The sequence below is a fragment of the Caulobacter sp. GW821-FHT09B08 genome, assembly GCF_059418225.1.
Genome location: NZ_JBWKPL010000005.1, coordinates 96,006 through 111,962, shown reverse-complemented (window position 1 = coordinate 111,962; position 15,957 = coordinate 96,006). Strand labels below are relative to the sequence as shown.

Here is a 15,957-nt window from a genome sequence, read left to right as displayed (position 1 = left end):
CTACTTGCCCGCCGCCCGCTCGGCCACGTCCAGCCGCGCCTTCCACGGATCGGCCTCGCCCGCGAAATTCCCGTCCGCGCGGACGTCCATCAGCTTGTCGCTCTTGGCGTCGTAGCGCGGCCAGGCTGGAAGACCCGGACCGTTGGGATCGCCCTTGCGCGCAAAATTGGCCCAGTAGTCGGCGAGCTTCTCCGCCACTGCCTGATCGGTGGTTGTGGTCGCCGCGCCATAGACCGGGGTCAGCCGATCGAAGACATAGGCCACCTCGGTCGAGTGGTTGGCGCCGTACGGCGATCCCGCCAGAGCCGCCGGGGCGACATAGCCGAAGCGGTATTCGTAGACCGGTGCGCCCTTGGCCGCGACCGCCCGCGCCACGAAGCGCGCCGGCTCGACCATGTTGCGGTCGCCGCCGATGGCCTGGTTCAGAGCCTTCACCGGCAGCTTGCCATCGGGGTCGTAGGCCGCCCGCGCCGCCGCCGCGCCGTCGCCGAACCTGGCGTAGGCCGCCTCGGCGCTGGGCGTGAAGTCGAGACTGAGGTCGGCGGTCGTGGCCCCTACGATCACCGGCATCTTGTACTGGCGGCCGTGGGCGAAGGCCTCCTCCGGCGTCTCGACGATCAGCTTGCCGTCGACCACAGGCCCCGAATAGAGCGCGCCCTCGCCTTGGAAGACCAGGGTGGCCATCGAAAGGTTGGCGGCGATCTTGTCGGCCGGCAGGGCGCGCAGCGCGGCCAGGGCCGCCGCGTCCTGCCCCTCGACGCCCAGCTTCTTAGCAAAGGCCAGGCCAACGCTCGTGGCCGAAGACTTGCCGGGAAGGTCCTCCGACAAGCGCCGCTCGGGGGTCAGGAACCGCCGCCCAGCGCCCGACTGGATGATGGCCTTGTCGAACAGCCCCTCGGCCTTGGGCGCGCCCAGCAGCAGGTTGATCGAGATACCGCCAGCCGAGCCGCCGACCACGGTGACGTTCCTGGGATCGCCCCCGAAGGCGGCGATGTTGCGCCGGACCCAGCCGAGCGCCGCCATCTGGTCCATCAGGCCGTAGTTGCCCGTGGCCTCGTCCGGATGCTCGGCGCTCAGAGCCGGGTGGCCGAAGAAGCCGAACCGGCCCAGGCGGTAGTTGAAGGTGACGAACACCAGGCCCCGTTTGGCCATGGCGTCGCCCCAGGTCTCGGGCGAGGACGAGCCGCCGTTGGTGAAGGCGCCGCCGTGGATCCAGACCATGACCGGCAGCTTCGCGCCCGCCTTCGCGGCGGCGGGCCGCCAGACATTGGCGAACAGGCAGTTCTCCGACTGTGCGGCGGGCTCGGGCGAGCCGGGCATGCGCCCCTGCACGCAGTCTGGCCCCATGGTCGAGGCGTCGCGCGCGCCGGCCCAGCGCGCGGCCGGCTGCGGCGCGCGCCAGCGCAGGTCGCCGACGGGAGCGGCTGCGTAGGGCACGCCCTTGAAGGCCGTCACACCGTCGGCCGTGGCGCCTTGCAGGGTTCCGGTGTCGATCTTGGCGACCGGGCCAACCAAGGCCGCCGCAACGGCGAGGGCGACGAAGCTCATCGACCGCCCTCCGTCAGCTTGGCCTTGCCGACCAGGTCGCGCGACCCGGCGGCTTTGCCGACATAGAGGTCGTAGGACCCCGCCGTCCGACGCCAGGCGCCGGCCTTCACGTCGTACGAGGCCAGCAGGCGCGGATCGGCCTGGATGGTCACCTGGCGGCTCTCGCCCGGCGCCAGCGTCACCCGCGCCCAGCCGACCAGACGATGGGTCTTGCCGGGCGGGGCGACATAGAGCTGGGCCACTTCCGTGCCGGCGCGCTTGCCGGTGTTGGTCAGGGTGAAGGTGGCGCTGAGAGCGTCGCCCCCCTTTGCCGCCAGCTTCGCGTAGCCGAACGTCGTGTAGGACAAGCCGTGACCGAAGGCGAACAAGGGCTTGGCCTTCTTGCGCTCGAACCAGCGGTAGCCGACATCGGCGCCCTCCGGGAACGGCACGGCGAACGGCGCGACCTTGGCGCCCAGACCCAAGGGCTTGCGGTTGTTGGGATCGAAGCCCGGGATCGCCGGACGCGGCAGTTGTTCGACGCTCGCCGGGAAGGTCATCGGCAGGCGGCCCGAGGGCGAGACCTCGCCGGTCAGGAGCTTGGCGATGGCCGGACCGCCGCGCTGGCCCGGATACCAGGCCTGCAGCACCGCCCCCACCTTCGACAGCCACGGCATCAGGATCGGGTTGCCCGTCTCCAGCACCACCGCCGTACTCGGATTGGCCGCGCCGACCGCCGCGATCAGGGCGTCCTGGCCATAGGGCAGGTCCGGGGCGATGGCGTCCATCCCCTCCTCTTCCGGCCGCGTGGCGAAGACGATGGCCACGTCCGCGCCCTTGGCCAGGGCGGCGGCGCGGACCGGATCGGTCCCGTCGTCGAACCGGATGTCGGCGTCGGGCCGCAGGGCCTTCAGCGCCGCCAGCGGCGAGGACAGGCCGTAGACCGGGGCCAGGAAGGCGGCGATGCCCTCGCGGCCCCGCCGATCCAGGAAGTGGCCGCCATAGGGCATGACCTGCGAGGACCCGCCGCCCGACAGCACGCCCTTGTCGGCGAAGCCGCCGATCACGACGATCTTCTTGACGCTGGCGGCCAGGGGCAGGACGCCGTCGTTCTTCAGCAGCACCATGCCCTGGAGGGCGACCTGCTCGGCCACCTCGGCATGGGCGTCCTTGTCGATCGCGCCGCCCGCCTTGGCCGGATCATCGATGACCCCGACCGCATAGAAGCTGCGCACGATCCGATAGGCCGCGTCGCGCACGCGCTCGGCCGGCACCTCACCCCGCTCGACCGCCGCCTTCAGGTCGCTGAAGTGCGGATCGTCCTGCGGCGACTCCTGGTCGAGGCCCGCCGCCAGGGCCGGCGCCAGGCTGTGCGAGGCGCCCCAGTCCGACATCACCCAGCCCGGATATTTCCAGTCGCCCTTCAACACCTTGCCCAGCAGGAACGGGTTCTCGCAGGCATAGACGCCGTTGATCTTGTTGTAGGCGCACATCACCGAACCCGGCTGGCCGCGTTCGATGGCGATCTCGAAGGCCAGCAGGTCGGACTCGCGCAGGGCCGCCTCGTCCAGCAAGGCGTCATGCACGAAGCGGCCGGTCTCCTGGGCGTTCAGGGCGAAATGCTTGACGGTGGAGACCACGTGGCGGCCCTGGATGCCGGCCACCTGGGCGCCGACGATCTGGCCGGCCAGCAGCGGGTCTTCCCCGGCATATTCGAAGTTCCGCCCGTTACGCGGCTCGCGGGTCAGGTTCACGCCGCCGGCCAGCTGGATGTTGAAGCCCTTGGCGTGGGCTTCGGCGCCCAGCATATCGCCGGCCTTCTGGGCCAGGTTCGGGTCGAAGGTGGCGGCCAGGGCAAGAGTGGCCGGCAGCGAGGTCGCCTCGTCGCCGCGCCGCAGGAAGCCGCCCAGATTGCCAACGCCCAGACTGGCGTCCGACATCTGCTGGGCCGGCATGCCCACCCGCTCGACCGGCGGCACATAGCCCGCCGAGCCCAGGGCGCCGGGCGGGGTCGCCTTGCGCATGCTCTCGGGGACGGTCGGCGGCAGGGGCACGCCCAGTGACAGCAGGCCGAACCCGGCCTGGGTGCGCAACAGGCCGATCTGCTCGTCCAGGGTCATGGCGTCGACCATGGCCTTGGCCCGGGTATCCGGGTCGGCGGCCTGCGCCAAGGCCGCGCCGGCCGTCGTCAGGGTCGAGGTCATCAGCAGCAGTCCGACAAAACGCTTCAACATGGATGGGCTCCTCAGCGGCTCTTCAGGCCGGCGGGCAGGCCCTTGCGGGCGATGGCGCCGAGGTGGCGGGCGCTGGGCTTGGGGGTGCGCTTGAAGGTGGCGCGGTCGACCGCGACCAGGCCGAACTTGGGCCCGTAGCCCGAGAACCATTCCCAGTTGTCGAGCAGCGACCAGTGGATGTAGCCGCGCACGTCGATCCCATCGCGCAAGCAGGCGAAGACCCCCGGCACGGCCTTGTCGATGAAGGCGATCCGACGGCTGTCTTCCTCGGTGGCGACGCCGTTCTCGGTGACGTAGATCGGCTTGTTGGTGTGCTTGGCCACCGTGCGGATCACCGCCTCCAGCGCCTCGGGCGCGGCGGGATAGCCCATCTGGCTCAGCTCCACGCCCTTGGGTGCGGGCAGGTCGGCGTCGGGGCCGACCTCGGTCCAGGTGTAGTTCTGCACGCCGATGAAGTCGCCCTGGGCGGCCAGCCACGGCAGCATCGCCTGGGCCTGCTTGGCCTCGACCCCGCTGGGACCGCCGGCCGGCGCGCGTTCGTCGTTCAGCGACAGGGTCACGCCCACGAGATAGCGGTCGTTCGACGCCTTGCGGATCGCCTCATAGGCCCGCTCGTGAGCCTCGATCATGATCGGCTGCTGGATGCGGAAGTCGCCCAGCACCGGCGGCGCCCAGTGGGTCGCGCCGATCGAGGCGGCGGCCGCCTTCTTGGACATCTCGATATAGGGCCGCAGCGGCCGGATGGCCGGCGACCAGCTGACCAGGGCGCCGAGATTGGGCTCGTTGAAGGTCGAGGCCACGCCGATCAGGTCGCCCAGGCGCTCCGTGATCAGGGTGCAGTAACGGACGAAGGCCGGGATGTTGTCGCGCGTCTCGAACCCGCCCGCCGCCGCGAACCAGCGCGGAGTGGTGAAGTGGTTGTAGGTGACGAAGGGCGTCATGCCGTGCTTGCGGATCGTCTCCAGCACGCGGCGGTAATAGGCGATGCCCGCCAGCGAGATCTGGCCCGGCTCGGGCTCGATCCGCGACCATTCGATCGAGAAGCGATGGGTGTTGAAGCCCAGCGACGCGGCCAGGGCGATGTCTTCCCAGACGCGGTTGTAGCTGTCGGCGGCGTCGCCCGACGGGTCCTTGAAGATGGTCGGCTTGGCGTGCTCCATCACCCACAGGTCGCTGGCGTAGTTGCCGCCCTCGATCTGGTAGGCCGCGCCGGCCGAGCCCCACAGGAAGCCCGGCTTGACGCTCTTCGTCGCCGCGGACGCTGGCGACGCCGCCAGCCCCGCCCCGACGACCCCGCCCAGCAACACCGCGCGCCGGTCGAATCCATCCAGCCCCATTTCGCTTCCTCCTGTTCTGTCGCCAGACCATAGAAAAAGATTTTATACAGTCAATCCTGCTTGTATCTTATTGCGACATGCGAAGACGCGCCGACAGCCCGAGGGCGTCCAAAGCGCTCCAAACCTCCTCCCAACGTCCGATGGGCGGTAACCTGACCCGCGATCGAGCCGCCCATAGCGCCAGGACGCGGCCCTCCCGAGCAAACGGCAGGCGCACCAGAACCGCGAAAAAGCGGAAGCGCAGCCCCGGCGGAACCGTTATGTAGTGACTCTACATAACGGGGTTTTCCATGCTGTTCAGGTCAATTCTGCTCGCCGGCTCGGTGCTGGCGGGCTCGGCGCACGCCCAGACGGCGGCCAAGGATGTCTACAATCTGGGCGAGGTTCAGGTCACCGCGCGCAACAGCGCGGGCGAGCGGGTCGGCGGTTCCGTCGTAGCGGGCGAGGCGCTGCGCAAGTTCGACAAGACCAGCATCGACCAGGCCCTGGACCTGGTGCCCGGCGCGGCGGCCGGCAACACCGGCGGCTCGCGCAACGAGCGGGTGGTGTTCATCCGCGGCTTCGACCGCTTCCAGACCACCTTGTCGATCGACGGCGTGCGGGTGTTCCTGCCGGCCGACAACCGCATCGACTTCGCCCGCTTCCTGACCGCCGACCTGTCGGAGATTCAAGTCTCCAAGGGTTACGTCTCGGTGCTGGACGGCCCCGGCGGGATCGGCGGGGCGATCAACCTGGTGACCCGCAAGCCGTCGCAGCCGTTCGAGGGCGAGATCCGCCTGGGCGCGGGCCTCGACGGCGACGGCTCGCTGAACAGCAACAGCGTCTCGGGCCGGATCGGCGGACGCACCGACCATTTCTACGCCCAGATCAGCGGCGCGCGGAACGAGCGCACCCACTGGGCCCTGCCCGACGACTATCGCGCGACCACCCTGGAGAACGGCGGCAATCGCGATCACTCCGACAGCCAGGACTGGCGGGTCAACGCCAAGCTCGGCTTCACGCCCAACGCCACTGACGAATATTCGCTGACCTACACCCGCCAGGAGGGCGAGAAGAACGCGCCGTTCCACGTCACCGACACGGCCAGCACTCGCTTCTGGACCTGGCCTTACTGGAATCTCGACAGCATCGCCCTGCTGACCAAGACCCAGGTCGCCGACAACGCCTATGTGAAGACGCGCTTCTATCGCAACAGCTTCGAGAACGGCCTGTTCTCGTACGACAACGCCCGCCAGAACACCCAGACCCTGGGCCGCGCCTTCCGCTCCTACTATGACGACGTCGCCTATGGCGGGAACGTCGAACTGGGCGTCGGCCTGACCGCGACCAACACCCTGAAGGCCGCCGCCTTCTATCGCCGCGACAAACACGTGGAGTGGCAGCAGACCTTCGCCCCGGCCCTGGTCGAGCCGCGCCAGACCACGACCGAGGACACCACCTCCCTGGCCCTGGAAGACACCCAGCGCCTGGGCGACAAGCTGGACCTGGTGGTCGGCGCCTCGTGGGACCGCCGCGACCTGTCGATGGCCCAGGACTTCAACTCCAACGCCTTCGTCTTCTACCCGCTGACCGACGACGACGCCTGGAACGGCCAGGCGGCGCTGATCTATCGACCGACCGAGACCAGCCAACTGCATGTCAGCGTCTCGTCGCGCGCCCGCTTCCCCACTCTGTTCGAGCGCTACAGCTCGCGGTTCGGCACGGCCATCCCCAACCCCAGCGTCAAGGCCGAGCGGGCGGTGAACTACGAGGTCGGCGGCAAGCTTGACGTGACCCCGGCCGTGCAGGTCGAGGGAGCGGTGTTCTACAGCGACGTCCAGGACGCCCTGATCCAGATCCCGGTGGCCCTGGGCCCGCCCTTCGGCACGGTCAGCCAGACCCGCAACGCCGGCAAGGGCGAGTATTACGGCGCCGAGGCCTCGGTCACCGCCCAGCTGTCGCCGAGCCTGACGATCGGCGGCAACTACACCTACCTGCACCGCGAGCTGACCGACCCGACCAACGCCGCCTTCCGCCCGACCGGCGTGCCGACCCACAAGCTGTTCGCCTATGTGAACTGGAAGGTCGTGGACCGCCTGACCCTGACGCCCAGCCTGGAGACGGCGTCCAGGCGCTGGACGGTGACGTCGAGCACGCTGGTCACGCCGGCCCGCTACTACCGCACCGGCGACTACATCCTGGCCAACCTGACGGCCCAGGTCACGGTGACGCCGAGCATCGACGTGATCATCGGGGCCCGCAACCTGCTGGACCAGAAGTACCAACTGGTCGACGGCTTCCCCGAGGAAGGCCGCAACTTCCGCGCCGACCTGCGGATGAAGTTCTGATGCCCGTCCAGGAAATGAAGACCATGCGTCTCGCCGCTCTCGCCATCGCCGGCCTTTGCCTGACGGCGCCCCTGGCCGCCGGGGCGCAGGAGATGACGCCGGCTCCCGCGCCGCCTCCCGCCTGCGCGACGCAAGACGCCGACCTGCCGGCCGAGCTGAAAGGCTGGACCGCCAAGGTCCCGCTGGCGGCGGCGACAGGCGTGGAGGGCGTGGCCCAGGCCGCCTTGACGCCGGGCCAAGCCTATCTGGCCACCCTGCCCTCGACCCCGGCGGTGACCTATCCGGTCCAGCCGGAAAAGCCGGGCGGCTCGGTCAGCCACGGGGGCCTGTTCTCGCTGATCATCCCGACGGGGGGGACCTATGTGGTGGCCCTGGGCACGGCGGCGTGGATCGACCTGCTGGCCGACGGCGCGCCGGTCCGCTCGGCGTCGCACGGGCGCGGCCCGGCCTGCTCGACCCTGCGCAAGATGGTGGCCTTCGACCTGCAGCCGGGCCGATACGTGGTGCAGGTCTCGGCCAACGGACCGGCCGAACTGCCGATCATGGTCGCCGCGCGGCCCTGACATGGACCGGGTGCTCGCCCGCTGGAGCTGGAGGCTGGCGCTGGTCGCCGGCCTCTGCGCGCTCGCCGCGACGGCGACGGCCTTCGCGCCCCCAGTGGACCTGAGCTTCGACTGGCGACTGCCGGCTGGCGTGGCCCCGCCGCCGGTCCCGGCCGACAACCCGATGTCCGACGCCAAGGTCGCCCTGGGCCGGCGGCTGTTCTACGACGCCGACCTGTCGATCGACGGGACCATGGCCTGCGCCACCTGCCACGAGCAGCGCCGCGCCTTCACCGACAGCAACGCCACCCATCCTGGGGTGCACGGCGATCCGGGCCGACGCAACATCATGGCCCTGGCCAATGTCGGCTATTTCACGTCCCTGACCTGGGGCGATCCGCGCGTCACGCGACTGGAGGACCAGGTCCTGATCCCCATCGCGGGCGAGCATCCGGTCGAGATGGGCTTCACCAGGCAGGAGCATGTGCTGACCGCCCGCCTGGCCTCCAGCGCCTGCTACCAAAGGATGTTCGCCCAGGCCTTCCCCGAGGCGGACGGCGAGGTCAGCATGGCGACCATCGGCGAGGCGCTGGGCGCCTTCCAGCGCACCCTGCTGTCGTTCGACGCGCCTTACGATCAGCGGCGGCGCGGTCAGGCCGTGGCGATCTCGGCGGAAGTGTCGCGCGGCCAGACGCTGTTCTTCGGCAAGGCCCAGTGCTCGACCTGCCACGCCGGCCCGCTGTTCACCGACGCGGCAGGCGCGACGCCGCAGCGGGCGTTCCACCGCATCGACCTGCCGTTCTCCGGCGACCAGGGCCTGGGCGAGATCACCGGGCGCGCGTCGGACAACGCCCGCTTCCGCACGCCCAGCCTGCGCAATGTCGCCCTGACCGCGCCGTATCTGCACGACGGATCGGCCAAGACCCTGCCCCAGGCCATCCGCCGTCACCGTGTCGCGAACGGACTTGGCGAGGCTCAGCGCACCGACCTCGTCGCGTTCCTCCACACCCTGACCGACCAGCGCTTTACGACCGATCCGCGCTTTTCCTTGCCCGCGCCGGGATGCGGCTAGCTAGACACCCAGAAAACTAAGTGATTGTCGGGGCTGCGCGACAAGCAGACCTCGAAACCTGATCTGTAAGCGGACACGCCATGGGTGGAGACGAAGCGCTGGCGGGGGCCAACTTTCCTCGTATGAGGCGCTTGATGCGCCGATCAAGGGAAGGTTCGCCCGTTCAGCCGCCCCATGTCGTGAAACTGTCTTCGGGAGCTTCTAAGCAGACGGCTCAGTGCGCCACCCGCCAGCCGAGTTGTGATCCAATGATGTGGCTCCGCGAGTTCGATCATTGGTTCGTCGACCAGATCCTGCCGTACGAGCGGCAGTATCTGAAACTGGCGCGGCGGCTGACCGGTGACTTCGACGAGGCCGCCGACCTCGTCCACGACGCCTATGCCCGGGTGTTCGCCCACGATGGCGCGCGGCAGGCAGCCAATCCCCGCGCCTATGTGCTGCAGATCGTCCGCAACCTGGGCATCCAGAAAATTCGCCGAGCCCGTATCGTCTCCATCGAGACCGTCGCCGCCGTGGAAGAGCTGCAGCAGGCCGATCTTGCGATCGACGCCTTCGGCCAGCTCTCCGACCGCGATGAATTGCGGCGCCTGATCATTGCGATCCAGAAGCTTCCGCCCCAGGCTCGCCGGGTCGTGATAATGCGACGTTTCGACGAGATGTCGCCCAAGGACGTAGCGGCGAGGCTCGGCATAAGCGTCTCTACTATGGAGAAGCATCTCGCCAAGGGCCTGAGCCTGCTGGCCCAGATGCTGGACGCGGCGGAAATGGCGGAGGAACCCGTCGCTGGAGAACGTGAGACCGGATGGAGCCGCAGGACCAGGTCGACCACAAGGCGATAAGGGACGAGGCCAGTCTCTGGCTGGCGCGGCTAGATTCCGGTTCCGCTGACGTCGAGGCCTTCGAACGCTGGCGTGACGCCCATCCAGCCCACGCCGCCGCCTTCGCCAAGGTTTCGCGGTTGTGGGCGAGGCTGGGCGAGACCGGCAGCTCCCTGGACATCCCCAAGGACATCGCCCCCGCTCCGGCGTCGCGTCGCGCCTTCCTGCGCGCCGCCGGCGTGATCGGCGGCGGCTGCCTGCTCGGCGTCGGGGCTTTCGCCACAAGGACCTTCGCCAAATCCACCGCCAGCACGCGTCCCGGTGAGCGGCGACGCGTGGCGCTGGGCGGCGGCGTGAGCATCGATCTCAACACCGACAGCAAGGTATCCTGGCGCTGGAGCAAAGGCGCGCCCTGCGTCTGGCTGGATCGCGGCGAGGCGGTCGTGACGGTGGCCGCCGCCGCGACCACGCCCTGCGTCCTGAAGGCCGGCGACGTCACCGCGGATCTCGGCGCCGGTGAGTTCAACGCCCGCCTCCGCGGTGGCTCCCTGAGCCTGCTGGCCCTACGTGGAACCGGAGCGCTCCGCCGGTCGGAGACGGACTCCGCCCCCGCCGCCCGTTTCGCGGGCGGCCAGAGCGTGGTGGCGACGGCTTCGGACGCCTTCGTGCAAAAGGCCTCGACGGAGTCGCTGGACGAGGTCTCGGCCTGGAGGCGCGGCGAGATCGTCTTCCAGGGCGCGCCGCTGGGCGCGGTCGTCGAGGACTACAATCGCTACCTGACCAAAAAGCTGGTCATCGCCGATCCCGAACTGAGCAAGCTGCGCCTGGGCGGGCGGTTCACCAATTCCGACCCGAGCGACTTCCTGAACACCCTGAGCTCCAGCTTCGGTGTTCGCGCGGTCGACGCCGGCGACAACACCATCATGCTGACCCGCGCGGAATAAAATTCGCACGCGGCATAGAGCTTGGCCGCGGGCCAAGCGTCTCTATGGCGCAGCCTGCCCATTCGGGGGTTGAGCGGCTGACCGGAGCGACCCAATGCCTTTCAAGCGTTCTTCGAGCGCGCGCCTCATGGCTGCGCTGCTGGCGACCACCTGCGCCCTTTCCGCGCCCGCCGCCTGGGCCCAGGCCTCCACGGCGGCGGCGTCCGAAACCACGTTCGATATTCCCGCCCAAGGCCTGGCCTCGGCGCTCAACGCCTTCTCGCGCCAGGCCGGCGTGCAGATCCTGTTTCCTTATGACGCGATCGAGGGCCGCACCAGCAAGCCCCTGCAAGGCCGCTACACCACCCGCAGCGCCCTGAACCTGCTTCTGGCCGGCGGGCCGTTGGTGATCGACAGCGACAATGGCCGCACGATCGGCCTGGTGGCGGGCAAGCGGCAAGGCCAGGGCCAGATCTCAGGCTCCGTGCGCCAGGCCGACAGCCAGGCGCCGCTTTCCGGCGTGCTGGTGCGGGTCGACACGACCGGGCAAACCGCCGTCACCGATTCCGAAGGCCGCTACCGCTTCGGCGCCCTGCCCTCCGGCGCCCATACCCTGACGTTTCAATATCTTGGCCTGCCCGACCTGAACGAGGCCGTCGAGGTCGCACCGGGCGAAAACCCACAGCGCCTGTCTCTCATGGGCCTGGCCCAGGTGTCCGAGGTGGTCGTCACCGGCCAGCGCGCCGCCCAGGCCCGCGCGCTCAGCCGCCAGCGCAACGCCGACAATCTCAGCAACATCGTCGCCGCCGACCAGGCCGGCCGCTTTCCCGACCTGAACGCCGCCGAGGCCCTGCGCCGCATGCCCGGCGTCTCGGTTCAGCGCGAAGTGGTCGCCGGCGAGGGTCGCTACGTCTCGATCCGCGGCTTGGACAGCGGCCTGAACAACACCCAGATCAACGGCATGAACGCGGCCCAGCCCGAGAAGGAAAGCCGCCGGGTGCCGCTGGACATGATCCAGACCGCCGCCCTGTCGTCTATCACTGTCCACAAGACCCTGCTGCCCGACCAGGACGCCGACGGCATCGGTGGCGCGGTGGTGCTGGAAACGGCCACGGCCTTCGACTTCGCCAAGCCGGTGCTGGACCTGACGGTCAGCGGTTTCCATCACGACCTGGCAGGCAAGACCAGCCCGATGGTCCAGGGCACGGCCGCGCGCCGGTTCGGCGATCACGACCAGTTCGGAATCCTGGTGTCGGGCGGCTATTCCAAGCGCAAGACCAAGGGCTATGTCTTCTACCAGGACGAGGACTATCTGAGCTTCGTCGAGGACGATCCGGCCAGCGGGGTCACGCCCCTGCAGTTCCACATCGCCGACTACGAGGACAAGCGCGAGAACATCTCGGCCAACCTGGCCCTGAACTGGGCGATCTCGGACAACACCGAACTGACCTTCAAGGGCAGCTACAACCGCCTCTACGACCAGGAGCTCAGCCGCGAGATCTATTTCGAGGGCGGCACCGACGAGTACGATGGTGACGGCAAGCTGATCCTGACCGAACCGGGCAACGCCCAGATCTTCGACCAGTACGAAGAGACCGAGCTGACCCAGCAATCCTACGTTCTGGCGGGCAAGACCCGCAGCGGCGCCTTCACCTTCGACTACGGCCTGGGCTATTCGGCGGGCGTCCGCAACGAGCCCTTCGACAACGAGGTCGCTTTCAAGGTCGACCTGGACAGCAACCTGTTCGGCTACGACTTCAGCGGCAAGTTCCCCCAACCCAACCTGAGCCCCGCCGACCGGGCGCGCATCGCCGATCCCTCGCAATACGAGCTCGGCTACAACGACATCGACATCGACAACCAGAAGAACACCCGCGCCGCGGCTCATTTCGACGTGACCTATGAGCCCGGTTCCAGCTGGCTGCGTTCGGTGAAGTTCGGGGCCAAGGCCGAGCGCTCCAAGCGCGAACTGGTCGAGGGCAACGTCATGGAACTGGAAGGCCCGCTGACCTTGCAGCAATTCGGCGTGGGACCGTTGGTCGACGTCTCCAAGACCGGCGCGCCCTACCCCGCCTTCCTCTCGCTCGACATCGCCCAGGTGAAGGCCTGGCGGACCTATTCGCAGCACCTGGTCGACACCAACCCCGACTTCGAGAACGCCTATGTCGAGGACGGCGTCATTCCTCGCGACGAGGACAGCTACAAGAGCCGCGAGGACATCTTCGCCGGCTACCTGATGGCCAAGGGCGTCTGGGGTCGCTGGGAGGCGATCGGCGGTCTGCGCGTGGATCACACCCGCATCGCCTCGGACAACTGGGAGGCCGTCGAACTGGAAGGCGAGGATCCCACCTTCACGGCGGTGACCGGCAAGGCCAAGTACACCAGCTGGCTGCCGCGCCTGCAGATCAACTACCGCGCCAGCGACGACCTGGTGGTGCGCGGCGCGATGTTCACCTCGATCGCCCGGCCCGAGCCGCTGTTCATCTCCGGCGCGACGACGATCGAGGAAGAGGACGGCGAGGTCGACGTCACGGTCGGCAATCCCGGCCTGAAGCCGGCCTACGCCTACAACTTCGACCTGGGCGTCGAGCGCTATTTCGGCTCGATCGGCATGGTCTCGGCCGGCGTCTACTACAAGCGCATCGACCGCTTCATCTTCAGCGGCGTGGCCGGCGAGACAGAGGCCGACCGCGCCCGGTTCGAGAACGATCCGCGCCTGGTGGGCAAGACCATCGACGACGTCACCACCTACACCAACGGCAAGCGCGCCACGGTCTATGGCCTGGAACTGAACCTGGTGCGCCAGTTCAACAACCTGCCGGGCCCTTGGGGCGGCCTGGGCGTCTACGCCAACGCCACGATCCAGCGCAGCAAGGCCGATCCGGGCGTCGACGACATCGCCAAGGGCGACTTCTTCAACGCACCGGAACGAATCTACACGGCGGCGGCGACCTATCAGAAGTACGGCCTGGAAGGCACGCTGGCCTATGGCTGGCGCGATCGCCAGGCCGTGCGGTTCTCCAGCTACGGCACCCGGATCGTCGAGGAGGCCTATGGCTCTCTGGACGGTCAGCTGCGCTACGCGATCAACCCCCGCGCCAAGATCTTCGTCAACGCCGTCGACATCCTCAACGACGGCGACAAGGCGATTGTCGACGAGCGCTACGGGGCCGGATCGCGCTATCTGGAAGGCGCGACCTACAGCGGGCGCACCGTCACCTTCGGCCTCAATTTCAGCTTCTGAGGCCAAGATGAGCTGGTCCTGGCCGTCGCGCGTTCACAACGACAAGGGGCGCGCGGCGCCAGGACGGGCGCGCGGCGCGGCGCCGATCTCGACCCTGATCGATCGGCGTCGCCTGCTGGCGGCCGGCGTCGCCGCCAGCCTGGCGGCGCCGCTGTTCCGCGCCACGGCGGCGGCGGCGGCGGCGGCGGCGGCCGAGCCGATCGGCTTCAAGCCGCTGTCGCCCTCGATCGGTCCGGTCGAGGCCCTTGCCGACGGCTTCAAGCGCACCGTCGTGCTGCGCTGGGGCGATCCGTTGTGGTCGGACGCCCCGGCCTTCGATCCAATCGCCCTCACGGCCAAGGCCCAGGAGCGGCAGTTCGGCTACAACAACGACTTCACCGCCATCCTGCCGCTGCCGTCGGGCGATCCCGACGGCGGACTGGTGGTGGTCAATCACGAATACCCCACCCCGTTCCTGATGTTCCCAGGCGTCGCGCCGGCCGACGAGGCCCGGACGTTGGGCGACGAGCAGTTGCGGGTCTGCATGGCCGCCTGTGGCCTGACTGTCGCCGAGGTCCGCCGCACGGGCGGCGTCTGGCGCGCCGTCATCGACAGCCCCTACAATCGCCGCGTCACCGCCACCACGCCGATCAGGATCTCCGGTCCAGCCGCCGGCCATCCCAAGCTACGCACCGCCGCCGACCCGACCGGCCGGTTGGTGCTGGGCACGCACGACAACTGCAATGGCGGCGTCACCCCCTGGGGCACGGTGCTGTCGGGTGAGGAAGGCTCGGCGGACTTCTTCGGCGGCGACTGGCGAAACCATCCCGACCAGGCGCGCATGACGCGCGGCCACTTCACCGACCTGGAGCCGGACGGCCGCTATGGCTGGCGGCGGATCGACAAGCGCTTCGACCTCGGCCACGAGCCCAACGAGTCCAACCGCTTCGAGTGGGTGGTCGAGATCGATCCCCTCGACCCGACCGCCCCGCCGGTCAAGCGCACCGCCCTGGGACGCTTCGCCCACGAAGGCGCCCACAGCGTGGTCGCGCCGGATGGCCGGGTGGTGGTCTATCTGGGCGACGACTGGGAGTACGAGTACTGCTACCGCTTCGTCAGCCGCGGCGTCTTCGACCCGCACGACCGGGCCGCCAACCGCGATCTGCTGGACGAGGGCGTGCTGAGCGTCGCCAGGTTCGCCGAGGACGGAACCGTGGAATGGGCGCCGCTGGTGTTCGGGATCGGCCCACTGACCCCGGCCAACGGCTTCGCCAGCCAGGGCGACGTCCTGCTGGAAACCCGCCGCGCCGCCGACCTGCTGGGCGCCACGCCGATGGATGCGCCGGAAGGCTACGAGCCCAATCCGAAGACCGGCCGGGTCTATATCGCCCTGACCGGCGTCGATGAACGCGCCAAGGCCACCAACGCCGCCAATCCGCGCCACATCAATTCAGGCGGCCACATCCTTGAGCTCGTCCCGCCTGACGACGGACGTGGCCCCGACCACACAGCCGACCGCTTCACCTGGAGCGTCTTCGCCCTCTGCGGCGATCCCGCCGCCCCCGGCTCGGGCGCGCGCTTCCATCCGAGCGCCGGACCCGAGGACTGGTTCGAGGCCCCCGACAATCTGAGCTTCGACGCCGCCGGTCGGATGTGGATCTGCACCGACGGCCCGGGCGCCCGGCAGCATGACGGCCTGTGGATGATGCAGACCTCGGGACCGGAGAAGGCCTGGCCAAGGCTGTTCTATTCGCCGCCCTCCGGCGCGGAATGCTGCAGCCCCGCCTTCACGCGCGACGGCAAGGCGATGTTCCTGTCGGTCCAACATCCCGCCGAACGCTCGGCCTCGCTGGACGAAGCCACGACCCGCTGGCCGGACTTCATCCCCGGCCGGCCGCCCCGCCCTTCGCTGATCGTCATCGAACGCGAGGACGGAGGCGTCTTGTCCTAGCCC

Annotated in this window: 10 protein-coding genes; 7 read left to right on the top strand and 3 right to left on the bottom strand. The window is 69.0% G+C overall.

Annotated features, from left to right (window positions below; genetic code table 11):
• Genes AC07OA_RS15620 through AC07OA_RS15610 form a run of 3 tightly spaced genes read right to left on the bottom strand, consistent with a single transcriptional unit; the run spans nt 1 to nt 5,098 of the window.
• Nucleotides 1-1,548, bottom strand: a complete 1,548-nt coding sequence (locus AC07OA_RS15620; RefSeq protein WP_494664737.1) for a carboxylesterase/lipase family protein — start codon at nt 1,546-1,548, stop codon at nt 1-3.
• Nucleotides 1,545-3,761: a glycoside hydrolase family 3 protein gene (locus AC07OA_RS15615; protein WP_494664736.1), complete on the bottom strand. Its 2,217-nt coding sequence runs from the start codon at nt 3,759-3,761 to the stop codon at nt 1,545-1,547. Before AC07OA_RS15615 ends, AC07OA_RS15620 begins: the two co-directional genes overlap by 4 nt.
• Nucleotides 3,762-3,772: 11 nt before the next feature.
• On the bottom strand, nt 3,773-5,098 hold the full coding sequence (locus tag AC07OA_RS15610; protein WP_494664735.1) for a glycoside hydrolase family 1 protein: 1,326 nt from the start codon (nt 5,096-5,098) through the stop codon (nt 3,773-3,775).
• 290 nt (nt 5,099-5,388) lie between these two features.
• Between AC07OA_RS15610 and AC07OA_RS15605 the strand changes: the two genes are divergently transcribed.
• From AC07OA_RS15605 to AC07OA_RS15575, 7 genes are all read left to right on the top strand, one after another.
• Nucleotides 5,389-7,425 (top strand): TonB-dependent receptor plug domain-containing protein, encoded by a 2,037-nt coding sequence (locus AC07OA_RS15605; protein ID WP_494664734.1) that lies wholly within the window; start codon nt 5,389-5,391, stop codon nt 7,423-7,425.
• Nucleotides 7,425-7,988, top strand: coding sequence for a homogentisate 1,2-dioxygenase (locus AC07OA_RS15600; protein ID WP_494664733.1), 564 nt, complete (start codon nt 7,425-7,427; stop codon nt 7,986-7,988). The genes AC07OA_RS15605 and AC07OA_RS15600 overlap by 1 nt, the downstream gene beginning before the upstream one ends.
• A 1-nt stretch (nt 7,989) precedes the next feature.
• Nucleotides 7,990-9,039, top strand: a complete 1,050-nt coding sequence (locus tag AC07OA_RS15595) for a cytochrome-c peroxidase (protein ID WP_494664732.1) — start codon at nt 7,990-7,992, stop codon at nt 9,037-9,039.
• Between the two features lie 248 nt (nt 9,040-9,287).
• On the top strand, nt 9,288-9,878 hold the full coding sequence (locus AC07OA_RS15590) for an RNA polymerase sigma factor (protein ID WP_494664731.1): 591 nt from the start codon (nt 9,288-9,290) through the stop codon (nt 9,876-9,878).
• Nucleotides 9,842-10,801, top strand: coding sequence for a FecR family protein (locus tag AC07OA_RS15585; RefSeq protein ID WP_494664730.1), 960 nt, complete (start codon nt 9,842-9,844; stop codon nt 10,799-10,801). The genes AC07OA_RS15590 and AC07OA_RS15585 overlap by 37 nt, the downstream gene beginning before the upstream one ends.
• 127 nt (nt 10,802-10,928) lie before the next feature.
• The gene (locus AC07OA_RS15580) at nt 10,929-14,024 is read left to right on the top strand and encodes a TonB-dependent receptor (protein ID WP_494664729.1); all 3,096 of its coding nucleotides are present in this window, start codon (nt 10,929-10,931) and stop codon (nt 14,022-14,024) included.
• A 7-nt stretch (nt 14,025-14,031) separates the two neighbouring features.
• On the top strand, nt 14,032-15,954 hold the full coding sequence (locus AC07OA_RS15575) for a PhoX family protein (protein ID WP_494664728.1): 1,923 nt from the start codon (nt 14,032-14,034) through the stop codon (nt 15,952-15,954).
• Nucleotides 15,955-15,957 lie beyond the last annotated feature (3 nt).